Origin of the sequence: Mycolicibacterium septicum DSM 44393 (genome assembly GCF_000455325.1) — a bacterium.
Classification (GTDB): domain Bacteria; phylum Actinomycetota; class Actinomycetes; order Mycobacteriales; family Mycobacteriaceae; genus Mycobacterium; species Mycobacterium septicum.
This window is the reverse complement of record NZ_HG322952.1, coordinates 1,266,887-1,278,878: the sequence shown is the minus strand read 5'-3', so window position 1 is coordinate 1,278,878 and position 11,992 is coordinate 1,266,887. Positions and strand designations below refer to the sequence as shown.

Below are 11,992 nucleotides of genomic sequence, written 5' to 3'. Positions count from 1 at the left end.
CCAAACTACACGGTCATTTGAGAGCCAGCTTCGCCAGCGCGCCCAGGTGAACCGCGATTCCCACCAGCGGTCCGCACAGCAGCGCGATGATGGTGCGCTCCTCCAATCCGAGCGGCAGCAACAGCAGGGCCACCGCGGCGACCGTGGCGATGATCCAGCCCAGCGCGTAGGCCCGGTGCAGGGCGGCAGCGACGGTCGCGGCGCCGGTCAGGGTGAGCATCGCGATGGCGACGGCGGCCGCGGTCAACCAGGCCAGCAGGGCGCCGCCGGCCCGGTACTCGTCGCCGAACCCCACCCGCAGCAGCCAGGGCCCCAGCAGTCCGGCGGCAGCCACGCCCACCGCACCCAGTGCGGCCACTGCGGCAGCCGGGGCCAGCAGCGCCCGCAGCCGTTTGTCGCGCTGGTCGACGAAGTGCGCGATCAGATTGCCCTGCATCGCGGTGAGCGGAACCAGCAGCGGAGCCCGGGTCAGGGTCACGGCCAGGATCACCACACCACCGGCCGCACCCAGATCACCCGAGGTGGCCTTGAGCAGCACCGGGAAGCCCATCACCAGGACCGCGCTGGCGCCGGCCGCGGCGATCGAATGCGCGGCCCCGCGCAGGAACGTCGCGGGACTGCCCGCGGTCAGCAGCCCAGCCGCCAGGCGCGCGGCGGGTGCCGCGATCAGCATGATCAGCCAGGCCACCGCCCCGGCCACGGTGGCCCACAGGAACCCCGCCAGCCCCCAGCCGAGCACGAACGTCGCTGCGGCGACGGCCACCCGGATGCCTGCGTCGGTGACCATCAGGGCCCCGTACTCGGTCCAGCGGTTCACCCCGGCGAGCATCCCGAGCAGTGTCGCGTGCAGACAGAATCCGGCCAGCCCGACGCTCAGCAGCACCACGCTCAGGGCCCGTGACTCGACGAACACGTGCGAGCTCCACAGCGGTGAGCTGACCGCGATCACCACGGCCGCGGCGATGCCGACCAGCCCGGCGATCCGCATCGGGTGGGTGGTGGGCCCGCCGCTGAGATCCCGGTGCCGAGACGAGCGGACCTCGCGGGTGGCCTCCTGCAACAGACCGTTGGCGGCCCCGGTCACCAGGCCGAACGCGCCCCAGAACACGCTGAAGACCGAGAAGCCGGCGGGCTCGAGATCGCGCGCGGCCAGGTACAGCACGGCGTAACCGCACAACGCGCTGATCGCCGTCGCCAGACCGACGCGGGCGACGCTGCTGCGCGTGATGGGTCCTGTGGCGGGGGCGCCGCCGGCGTCGGTCACAGGTCCGGCAGCTCTTTGGAATACAGCCAGGCCTGCCACAGCGGTTGCAGCGGCTCGTCGGTGTAGCCGGCGGCCAGCCCGGTGAAGTCGTCGGTGAACGCCGTGCTGTGCCGGTAGCGGGCCGTCCAATCCCTCAGCAGCGCAAAGAAATTCCGGTCACCGATCCGGGTGCGCAGGGCGTGCAGGGTCAAGGCGCCGCGCTTGTAGACCCGGTCGTCGAACATGTCCTCCGGCCCGGGATCGGACAGCAGGAGATCCTGGGGCTTGTCGCGCAGGCGCTCGTGATAGTGCTCGGCCCACTCCGCGGCGGTGTGGCCGCCGGCGTGCTCGGACCACAGCCATTCCGCGTAGCAGGCGAAACCCTCGTGCAGCCAGATGTCGCGCCAGCGCCGCGCCGTCACCGAATTGCCGAACCACTGGTGGGCCAGTTCGTGGGCGATGAGCCGTTCGGCGCCGCGGTGCCCGTCGCAGTGGTTGGCCCCGAAGATCGAGATGCCCTGGGCCTCCAGCGGAATCTCGAGATCGTCGTCGGTGACGACCACGGTGTAGCCACTGGAGAGCGGGTACGGGCCGAACAGCTTGATGAACAGCTTCATCATCTGCGGCTGGTGCTCGAAGTCGTGGTCGAACTCGCGGCGCAACCGGGCCGGCAGCACGGCGTGCATCGGCACCGGGGTCTTGGTCAGACGCTGGCTCTCGTACTGGCCGATCTGCAGGGTGATCAGGTAGCTCGACGTCGGTTCGGCCTGCTCGTAGGTCCACACGGTGTGCCCGGCGCGCGCCTTGCGAGAGATCAACTCACCGTTGGCAAGGGCGTAGTAGGGGCTGTCGGTGCTGATCTGGATCCGGTAGCTCGCCTTCGAGCTGGGATGGTCGTCGCACGGGAACCAGGAAGCCGCCCCGTTGGGCTGGCCGGCCACCAGGGCCCCGTTCGACAGTTCTTCGAAACCGACGTCACCCCAATAGGACTCGATGGGGCGCGGGGTTCCGCTGTAGCGGACGACGACGGTCATCGCGGCCCCGGCCGGCAATGCCGAGGACAGGGTGATCGACAACTTCCCGCCCGAACATCGGTACTGGGCCGGGCGGCGGCCGTTCACCGACACCCGCGACACCGCCAGGGCGTCGGACAGGTCGAGGGTGAAGGTGCGCAGCGCGGCCAAGGTCACCGCGGTGATCGTGGCCGTCCCCGCCAGCCGGTTGATCGCCACCTTGTACTCGAGGTCGAGTTCGTAGCGCGACACCCGGTACCCGAAGTTGCCGTTGCGCGGCAGATACGGGTCGATGACGGGTGGGGGCGCCAATTTCTTTGCAGCCTTCTTCGATCGGGTCACGCGGCGGGGTCTTCTGTCTTCTTGGCGGACTTTTCGGCGGACTTTTCGGCCGCTCGCTTCTTGCCGAACATGTTCCACGGCGCGATCGGGTTGCCCTGCCAGCGCGTCGACGGCGGCACCTCGTCACCGCGCATCACCAGCGAGCCCGGGCCGACCGTGGCGCCGGCACCCAGCCGCGCCGCGGGCAGCGCCACGCAGTGCGGCCCCAGCGTCGAACCTTCTTCGAGCACAACGCTGTCCAACCGCATGATGCGGTCGTGGAACAGGTGCGTCTGCACGACGCAGCCGCGGTTGACGGTGGCGGCGGTGTCCAGCGCCACCAGATCGGCTTCGGGCAGCCAGTAGGTTTCGCACCACACGCCGCGGCCGATCGAGGCGCCCAAGCCGCGCAGCCACAGGTTCATCACCGGGGTGCCACTGGCGGCCCGGGCGAACCAGGGTGCGGCGACGGTTTCGACGAAGGTGTCCGACACCTCGTTGCGCCACACGAACGACGACCACAGCGGATGTTCGACCGCGCGAATCCGGCCGACCACCAACCACTTCGCGATCACCGCGATGGTTCCGGCCACCAGGCCGGCGATCAGCAGCACGACACCTCCCGACAGTGCGGCCCACAGGAAGCCGAACCGCATCGTCACCGCCTGTATCGCGCCCAGCACGCCGACGCCGATCGCGAAGGTGACGATCACCGGGATCAGCCGGCAGGTCTCGACCGCCGAGCGCATGATCTTGAGCCGGACCGACGGATGGAAGGTACGCAGCGCATCGGCCTCGGTGGCGTTGCGGCGCAGCCGAACCGGCGGGCTGCCCAGCCAGGACGAGCCGGCCTTGGCCTTGTGCGGCGCGGCCGACAGCACCGCCACCAGGCCGTCGTCGGGCACCTTGCGGCCCGGCTGGGTGATGCCGGAGTTGCCGAGGAAGGCACGCTTGCCGATGGTGGCCTTGGCGACGTGGATCCAGCCGCCGCCCAGTTCGTAGGACGCCACCATGGTGTCGTCGGCCAGGAATGCGCCGTCCTGCACCTCGGTGAACTTGGGGGTGAACAGGGCGGTCGAGATCTCGGTGTCCTTACCGACTTTCGCGCCGAGCAGCCGCAGCCACCACGGGGTGAGCAGGCTGGCGTAGATCGGGAACAGGTAGTTGCGGGCCGCGTCCATCAGGCGTTCTGTGGTCCACAGCTGCCAGCCCACCCGGCTGCGCACGGGGTGGTAGCCCTCCGAGAGCCGCACCGACAGGATGCGGACTCCGATGACGGTCAGCGCGGCGTAGGTCACCAGGGCGACCGCTGCCGCGGCCGGGGTCCACGCGAGCGCGGGCAGCAGGGCGTCGGCCGGTGAGGCGGTGTCGTGCACGCCCCAGACGATCACCGCCAGGCCCGCGGCCAGGGCCAGCAGCGGCAGGCCGGCCAGCAGCAGCGAGGACACGCCGTAGACCGCGACCCACACCGGGGCGCGTCCGGGCCGGTGGTCGGGCCAGGGGTGGCGGGCCTTGCCGGATTTCACGGCGGGCGAGCCCTTCCAGAACTGACCGTTCTTGACCTTGCCGATCACGGCCGATCCGGGGGCGACGTCGGCGTTCTTGCCGACGCTCGCGCCGGGCAGCAGGGTGGTGCGGGCACCGATCGTGGCGTCGTTGCCGATCGACACCGGCCCGACGTGGAACAGGTCGCCGTCGATCCAGTGCCCGGTCAGGTCCACCTCGGGCTCGACGGAGGCGCGGTGGCCGATCTTGAGCATTCCGGTGACCGGTGGGGCCGAGTGCATGTCGACGCCCTTGCCGACGCTGTTGCCCAGGGCGCGGGCGTAATAGACCATCCACGGTGCACCGGCCAGGTTCTCCGCGCCGCTGGCATCGGCCAACCGCTCGGCGATCCAGACCCGCAGGTGGACCGGCCCGCCGCGGCGGTAGGTGCCGGGCTCGAGTCCGCTCAGCAGCATCCGGGCGAACAGCACCGCGATGCCCATGCGGCCGAGGGGAGTGACGAACAGCAGGAATCCGGCCAGCACCCACCACCAGCTGAGCGGATGCGCCCACGACACGATCCCGGTCTGGGCGGCCACGTTGTTCAGCAGCGCCAGCCAGACCACCCATTGCATGGCGGTGAGGGTGGCCAACGGCAGCGACAACGCGACCTGTGCGGCCTGGGTGAGCAGCGGCGTCGGTTTGACCTCGCGGATCTGGATCTGCGGCGGCGCCTTGAGCTCGTCGAGATAGCCGGCCAGCGAGCCGAGCCGAGGATGGTCGTAGAGGTCGGCGACGGTCACCAGCGGGTAGCGCTGGCGCAGTGCCGCGACCAACTGCGCGGCCGACAGTGAACCGCCGCCCAGCGCGATGAAATCGGCCTCCGGCCCTTCGACGGGCGTGCCGAGCACGTCGCGCCACAGCCCGGCCAGCCAGCCCATGGTGCCGTCGAGCTGCGGGGCGTCCTGATCGGCGTCTCCCGGCGGCGGCCACGGCAGCGCGTTGCGGTCCACCTTGCCCGACGTGCGGGTGGGGAGTTCGTCGAGCAGCACCAGCCGGGGCACCAGGGCGGCCGGCAGCGACTCCGACAGTGCGGTCCGGGCGGCGGCCAGGTCGAAATCCGGGTCCGTGCTGGCGATGTATCCGACCAGCAGCGGGGTGCCACTGGCGGTCTTGCGCACCGCGGCCGCGCCGCCACTGACGCCGGGCAGGTGCACGAGCGCGTTGTCGACCTCGCCCAGTTCGATGCGACGGCCGCCGACCTTGACCTGATCGTCTGCGCGGCCCTGGAAGTACAGGCCGTCGGCCTCCAGGCGCACCAGGTCGCCGCTGCGGTAGGCGCGGTTCCAGCCCAGCGTCGGCATGGGCGCGTACTTCTCGGCGTCCTTGTCGGGGTCGAGGTAGCGGGCCAGACCCACTCCGCCGATCACGAGCTCGCCGACGCCGCCGATCGCCACCGGCAGGCCGTCTTTGTCCACCACCGCCAGGTCCCAGCCGGCCAGCGGCAGGCCGATGCTGACCGGTCCCTGGCCGTCCAGCGGAGCGGCACAGGCCACGACGGTCGCCTCGGTGGGACCGTAGGTGTTCCACACCTCGCGACCGTCCACCGCGAGCCGGGCCGCCAGCTCGGGCGGGCAGGCCTCGCCCCCGAAGATCAAGAGCCGCACCGCTTCCAGTGCCTCGGCCGGCCACAGGGCCGCCAGGGTCGGCACCGTGGAGACGACGGTGATGTCCCGCGAGACCAGCCATGGGCCCAGGTCCATGCCGCTGCGCACCAGCGACCGTGGCGCGGGCACCAGGCAGGCGCCGTGCCGCCAGGCCAGCCACATCTCCTCGCAGGAGGCGTCGAAGGCGACCGACAGTCCGGCCAGCACCCGGTCGCCCGGACCGATCGGGTTGTCCTGCAGGAACATTCGTGCTTCGGCGTCGACGAACGCCGCGGCGCTGCGATGGGTGACCGCGACACCTTTCGGGGTGCCCGTCGATCCCGAGGTGAAGATGATCCAGGCGTCGTCGCGACCCAGCGGCTCGGCGGCCCGCCAGCCACGCGACGAACCGGGCCCGCGCACCAGGCCGGCCTCGGTGATCACGCCGACCACGTTGGCCTCGCCGAACACCAGCTCGGCCCGCTCGTCGGGGTCGTCGGCGTCGACCGGGACGTAGGCCGCACCGCAGGCCAGCACCGACAGGATCGCCACGTACAGCGCGTAGCTGCCCGAGGGCATCCGGATTCCGAGCCGGTCGCCGCGGCCGATACCGCGCGCCGCCAGCCAGGCGACGCTGTCGGCGACGTCGGCGATCAGCTCGGCATAGGTCAGCTGGACGGCGCCGTCGTCGAGGGCGGGCGCGTCGGGAAAACGCCGGGCCGTGTCGTGCAGGATGTCGACGAGCGTGCGCGGCTCGGGGGCCAGTGGGGATAGCACGTACTGCGGAGGAATCTCGTGCGGACCGGCGGGAGCTGTCACGAGTACAAACTACTAAGCCGCTGCCGCGACGGCCCAGTGGCGCACGGCGGGTCGGCCCGGCGTGCCGGTTCGATTTCGGTTCGTGGGATCCGTCAGGCAGACTGGTCGGCGGAGGGGAGTATTCCTTCGCTGCGATGTCGTCATCACGTCGGTCGTCAATGATCGATCGGTGTCGCGGACCGGTGCGCGTTTCCGGTGGAAGAGACCTCCGGCGTTTTGACGACCGGAGGATTTTTGATGCAGGTAACCCAGCTGGAATGGATTGTCACCCTCGCAGTGACGATCGCCGTTCTGCTGTTCGACGTCATCGTGATCGGGCGGCGCCCGCACGAACCCACCACCCGTGAGACCGCGACGTACCTGTCGATCTACATCGGCATGGCGGTGGCCTTCGGCGTATGGGTCTGGTACTTCCACGGCAGCCAGTTCGGGCTGGAGTTCTTCGCCGGATGGCTCACCGAATACAGCCTGTCGGTCGACAACCTGTTCATCTTCTTGATCATCATGGCCAGCTTCAAGGTGCCGAGGGTCTATCAACAGCAGGCCCTGCTGGTCGGCATCATCCTGGCGCTGATCTTCCGCGGCGTCTTCATCGCGCTCGGCGCGGTGGCCATCAACGAGTTCTCCTGGGTGTTCTACATCTTCGGCGCATTCCTGGTGTACACCGCGATCAACCTGGTCCGTGACACCGACCACGACGACGACGGCGACAACGGCGTGGTGCGCTTCGCCCGCAAGCACCTGCGCACCACGGACCAGTGGGACGGCCTGAAGCTGTGGGTGCACGAGAACGGCAAGCGGCTGATGACGCCGATGTTCCTGGTGATCGTCGCGCTGGGCACCACCGACCTGCTGTTCGCGCTGGACTCGATCCCGGCGATCTACGGGCTGACCCAGGAGCCCTACCTGGTGTTCACCGCCAACGTGTTCGCCCTGATGGGCCTGCGGCAGCTGTACTTCCTGCTCGGTGACCTGCTCAAGCGGCTCGTCTACCTGTCCCAGGGACTGGCGTTCATCCTGGCCTTCATCGGCGTCAAGCTGGTGCTGCACGCACTGCACGAGAACGAACTGCCGTTCATCAACGGCGGTGAGCCGGTGCACGTCCCGGAGATCCCGACCCTGGCCAGCCTCGGCGTGATCGTGGTGACGCTGGCCATCACCACCGCCGCGAGTCTGTACAAGACGCGGGTGCGGGACGCGCGTTAGTTCCTTGCATTCCGCCTGAACGTAACTCTGTGCAGGTGCGGTATTTGCACTTAGCGTGACGGGGTGCGGATATTCGTGGCGGACGCCGAGACCTGGACCGAGCTGACCGACGGCGACGAGCCGACGGCGCGCATCTCTGCGTCCGACCTGGCCCAGGCGCGCCGGATCCGGTCCGGTCTCAAGTCCGAGGACGAGACCCTATCGGTGATCCTCGATGTCACCGTCGCGGTGGCCGGGGACTACCGCTCGGCGCGTTGCAGCCTGACGGTCGCCGGCCCCGAGGCCGAGGTGCGGTACGTCGGGACGGTCGACGGCCTCACCGGTCTGATCGCCGACATCGAGGCCGCCGAGGTCGCCGACGGCGTCACCCTCATCCCGGCCACGCCGGGCCAGGATGCGCGGGTTCTGGGCGGCGACGTACTGCGCAGGCTGGAGCCGCGCTCGCAGGCCCGGGCTTCCTGATCCGGGGCCCCTATTTGGTCGACTGCCGGGGAATTGACGCCCGCGTCTAGGTACTCTCGACCACGTCGTCACTAATGCAGAGGTCAGCGCGACCGGGCGGCCTCAGTGAGTGAAGGACGTGATCCCATGCGCGCGGAGCAGCCGTATCCCTCTGCCACACTCGCCGGTCCCGCTCTGGGCCGGCGATTGTCGCTGTTGCTGGTCGAGGACGACCGTGGCGACGCACTGCTGGTCGAAGAGCAGATCGCCGATCTGGCCGACACCGCTGACATCGACCTGGTCTGGGTGCAGTCCATGGCAGCCGCCGAACGCGTGCTGGTCGATGACCGCCCTGACTGCGTACTGCTCGACCTGAATCTGCCCGACGCGCAGGGGATTGATGCGCTGCACCGGCTGGGCAGGCTGGACCCTGCCATTCCGGTCATAGTGCTCACCGGTCTCAACGACGAGCATTTCGGCGTATCCGCGGTGGCCTCGGGCGCACAGGACTACCTCGTCAAGGGACGCGTCGATCCGGAGATGCTGCGACGTGCGTTGGTGTACGCCATCGAGCGCAAGCGCGCCGAGCTGACGGCGGTGGACCTGCACGCCAGCCGGCTGCGGGAACAGGAGAACGCTCGTCTCGAGCGCGGCCTGCTGCCCTCGGCGTTGCTCCTGGACGATCCGGGTGTGGAGGTCGTCACCAAGTCTCTGCCCAGCCGTCGGGATGCCCTGCTGGGCGGAGACTTCTACGACATCGTGCAGACCCCCGACCGGACCGTGCACGTGATGATGGGCGACGTCGCCGGACACGGCCCCGACGAGGCCGCCCTCGGCGTGGCTCTGCGGATCGGTTGGCGCGCACTCACGTTCGCCGGGTTGCGGGGCAACGAGCGGATGCGCCAGCTCGACCGCATCCTGACCACCGAGCGCCACGGACCGGGAATCTTCGCGACCCTGCTCAGCGTGGCGCTCGATCCCGACAGCGGGCAGTACGACGTGGTCCGTGCCGGACATCCGGGTCTGCTGCTACACGGCGGCAAAACCGTGCGATGGATCGAGCCCACCGCGGGCTCCGCGCTCGGCCTGGGGGCCAAGGAGTGGCCGGTCAACCGGCTGGCATTGCCCGAAGGACACGGTCTGGTACTGCTCACCGACGGATTGTTCGAGGGGCACGCGGGCCCCGGCGGCGAACGTCTCGGCGAAGACGGCCTGCTCGAACTCGCGAAGTCGCTGGCAGAGCTGCCCGGACGCGACTTCGTCGATGCACTGATCGGCGACGTCGAATCCCGCGCGCGTCCGCACGGCGGTCTCAGCGATGACATCGCGCTGATCAGAGTGGAGCGTTCACCGGTATGAAGCTCACGGTGCAAGGCTGGCAGAACCTGCTGGTGTCGGTGATGTGTGTGATCGTGCTGACCGGTGCGGTCGCCGGCATCGCGCTGGTGAGCCGCACCGACGCCGTATCGCGAGAGCTGATCGACAACATTCAGCCCGCTCGGGTTGCGGCGTACCAACTGCAGGCCGCCCTGCGGGACCAGGAGACGGCCGTGCGTGGATACGCCATTGCCGCCGACCCGCGTTTCCTGGAGCCCTACAGCGACGGGCAGAGCGCCGAAGCGGCGGCGGCAGCGGACATCCGCGGCTACCTGGCCGGCCACGACGATCTCCTGGCCGATCTGGACTCGATCGAAACGGCAGCGGCGGCATGGCGGGCCAACTATGCGGAGCCGCTCGTCGCCGGCGTTCAGGTCGGCCGGCCCGCAGTCGTCGACACCCGTTCCGCGGATCGCGGCAAGAAGGAATTCGACGGCCTGCGTGGGCTTTTCGATGTGCAGAACACCGACCTCAGTCAGGCCAGGCAGGCCAGCGTCGATGAGCTGGGCCACGTTCGGGCCTGGCGCGACGGCGTGGTGATCGCGATGATCGCGGCCTTCTTCACCATGGCGGTGTTGTTGACGGTGCTGGTGCGCAGTGCCGTCACCCGACCACTTGCCGCGTTGGCGGCCTCGTGTCGCCGGATCACCGAGGGGAACTTCTCCGAACGCATCGTTCCACAGGGACCCAAGGATATTCGGGCCATCGCGGCCGACGTCGAGGATATGCGGCAGCGGGTTGTCGACGAACTCGATGCGTCGAGGTCTGCCCAGGAGGCCGTCGATCAGCAGGCCGAGGAGTTGCGCCGTTCCAATGCCGAACTGGAGCAGTTCGCATACGTCGCATCGCATGATCTCCAGGAGCCGTTGCGGAAGGTCGCTTCGTTCTGTCAGCTGCTGGAGAAGCGCTACAGCGACAAACTGGACGAGCGGGGACTCGAGTACATCGGCTTCGCCGTCGACGGCGCCAAGCGCATGCAATCACTGATCAACGACCTGCTGACGTTCTCGCGGGTGGGCCGGCTCAACGCCACCCATACCGAGGTGAACCTCGACGAGGCACTCGACAGCGCGTTGAAGAACCTGGCGACGGCGGTCGGGGAGTCGGGCGCCGAGATCGAACGACCGGATGAGCCGTTGCCGCAGATAGACGGTGATCCCACGCTGATGGCCATGCTGTGGCAGAACCTGATCGGCAACGCCGTGAAGTTCCGTCGCGAGGGGGTTGTGCCCCGGATCGTCATCGACTGCCGGCCCGGTACCGGTGAACTGGCCGAAAACTGGGTATTCAGTGTTTCGGACAATGGGATCGGCATCGGCGAGGAGTTCGTGGACAAGGTGTTCGTGATATTCCAACGCCTGCACGGACGCGATGCCTTCAGCGGCACTGGCATCGGACTCGCGCTGTGCAAGAAGATCGTCGAACACCACGGCGGATCCATCTGGATCGACACGTCGTACTCGCCCGGCACCCGGTTCATGTTCACCCTGCCCGAGACACCCACGACCGTCCCCGACGTCGTGCCTGAACCCCAGTTGGAAGGAACTCCACAGTGACCTCATCGGTCAACCGAGCCATTGACATCCTGTTGGTCGAGGATGATCCCGGTGACGAGCTCATCACCCGGGAAGCCTTCGAGCACAACAAGATCAAGAACAACTTGCACGTCGCTCGTGACGGCGAGGAAGGCCTGGACTTTCTCTATCGGCGTGGCGCCTTCGAAGGCGCGCCGCGCCCGGATCTGATCCTGCTCGATCTGAACCTGCCGAAATACGACGGCAGGCAGTTGCTGGAGAAGATCAAGTCCGACTCGGACCTGTGTTACATCCCCATCGTGGTGCTGACCACTTCCTCGGCCGAGGAGGACATCCTTCGCAGCTACAAGCTGCACGCGAACGCCTATGTGACCAAACCCGTTGACCTGGACCAGTTCATGAGCGCGGTCCGTCAGATCGACGAGTTCTTCGTTCAGGTGGTGCGGCTTCCGCAGTCCTGATCGATGTGGCGCCATTGCAGGCGGACTTCGGTACCGGTGTGGTTCGAGTCGATCACGGCGTGATCGGTGAGAGCGCGCATCAACGGGATCCCCCGCCCGCGGGCCGGGTTCTTGTGGCCGGTCTCGTCGATGCGCCAGACACCCTCGTCGGCGACGGTGACGGTGAGTACCGCCGTGTCCCCGTCGTAATCGGCGCGCACATGCATCACCCCGGGCGCTTGGGCATTCACGTAGGCGAACTCGGCGGCATTGGCCAGCGCCTCGTTCACGGCCAGCACCACATCACTGGCCTTGGTCGGGTCGAGCGTGAGATGCGTGCTCAGCCAACTGGAGAACTCACGGCGTATCTGGGCCGCAACTTCCGGTGCGGCCGTCACGTCCTTGGCGAACTGAGCTGACTGGCCTGCGTGTGTCATGTCGACCTAATGGCTACCCCGTAGTCGCC

General features: G+C 68.4%; 9 protein-coding genes. 5 read left to right on the top strand and 4 right to left on the bottom strand.

Features of this window, described 5'->3' with window-relative positions; translation table 11 throughout:
* Window positions 1-13: 13 nt before the first annotated feature.
* From TX88_RS26010 to TX88_RS26000, 3 genes are read right to left on the bottom strand one after another with little or no spacing between them, the layout of a single operon-like run.
* Window positions 14-1,264: an MATE family efflux transporter gene (locus TX88_RS26010; protein ID WP_044520944.1), complete on the bottom strand. Its 1,251-nt coding sequence runs from the start codon at window positions 1,262-1,264 to the stop codon at window positions 14-16.
* Entirely contained in the window at window positions 1,261-2,598 is a 1,338-nt protein-coding gene (locus TX88_RS26005; protein WP_044520943.1) for a M1 family metallopeptidase, read from the bottom strand. The genes TX88_RS26010 and TX88_RS26005 overlap by 4 nt, the downstream gene beginning before the upstream one ends.
* Window positions 2,595-6,527, bottom strand: a complete 3,933-nt coding sequence (locus TX88_RS26000) for a Pls/PosA family non-ribosomal peptide synthetase (protein ID WP_044520941.1) — start codon at window positions 6,525-6,527, stop codon at window positions 2,595-2,597. Before TX88_RS26000 ends, TX88_RS26005 begins: the two co-directional genes overlap by 4 nt.
* 237 nt (window positions 6,528-6,764) lie before the next feature.
* Between TX88_RS26000 and TX88_RS25995 the strand changes: the two genes are divergently transcribed.
* The 5 genes from TX88_RS25995 to TX88_RS25975 all read left to right on the top strand — a co-directional run bounded on the left by TX88_RS25995 (window position 6,765) and on the right by TX88_RS25975 (window position 11,547).
* Window positions 6,765-7,733 carry a TerC family protein gene (locus TX88_RS25995; protein ID WP_044522022.1) on the top strand — a complete coding sequence of 323 codons (969 nt, stop codon included), beginning with the start codon at window positions 6,765-6,767 and terminating at the stop codon, window positions 7,731-7,733.
* A gap of 63 nt (window positions 7,734-7,796) precedes the next feature.
* Window positions 7,797-8,195 (top strand): hypothetical protein, encoded by a 399-nt coding sequence (locus TX88_RS25990; protein ID WP_244438629.1) that lies wholly within the window; start codon window positions 7,797-7,799, stop codon window positions 8,193-8,195.
* Window positions 8,196-8,321: 126 nt separating this feature from the next.
* On the top strand, window positions 8,322-9,533 hold the full coding sequence (locus TX88_RS25985; RefSeq protein WP_044520939.1) for a PP2C family protein-serine/threonine phosphatase: 1,212 nt from the start codon (window positions 8,322-8,324) through the stop codon (window positions 9,531-9,533).
* A complete protein-coding gene (locus tag TX88_RS25980) occupies window positions 9,530-11,107 on the top strand; it encodes a sensor histidine kinase (RefSeq protein WP_044520938.1) in 1,578 nt (525 codons plus the stop codon). Before TX88_RS25985 ends, TX88_RS25980 begins: the two co-directional genes overlap by 4 nt.
* Complete coding sequence (locus TX88_RS25975) at window positions 11,104-11,547, top strand: response regulator (protein WP_044520933.1); 444 nt, start codon at window positions 11,104-11,106, stop codon at window positions 11,545-11,547. Before TX88_RS25980 ends, TX88_RS25975 begins: the two co-directional genes overlap by 4 nt.
* Here TX88_RS25975 and TX88_RS25970 read toward each other — a convergent pair.
* Window positions 11,520-11,963 carry an ATP-binding protein gene (locus tag TX88_RS25970; protein WP_044520925.1) on the bottom strand — a complete coding sequence of 148 codons (444 nt, stop codon included), beginning with the start codon at window positions 11,961-11,963 and terminating at the stop codon, window positions 11,520-11,522. The two genes, TX88_RS25975 and TX88_RS25970, sit on opposite strands and share 28 nt — an antisense overlap.
* Between the last annotated feature and the right edge of the window lie 29 nt (window positions 11,964-11,992).

What these genes read in the sequence shown, in the direction of transcription:
- TX88_RS25995 (WP_044522022.1), top strand. Translation starts at nt 6,765, where the DNA reads ATGCAGGTAACCCAGCTGGAATGGATTGTCACCCTCGCAGTGACGATC.
- TX88_RS25985 (WP_044520939.1), top strand. Translation starts at nt 8,322, where the DNA reads ATGCGCGCGGAGCAGCCGTATCCCTCTGCCACACTCGCCGGTCCCGCT.
- TX88_RS25980 (WP_044520938.1), top strand. Translation starts at nt 9,530, where the DNA reads ATGAAGCTCACGGTGCAAGGCTGGCAGAACCTGCTGGTGTCGGTGATG.
- TX88_RS25970 (WP_044520925.1), bottom strand. Translation starts at nt 11,963, where the DNA reads ATGACACACGCAGGCCAGTCAGCTCAGTTCGCCAAGGACGTGACGGCC.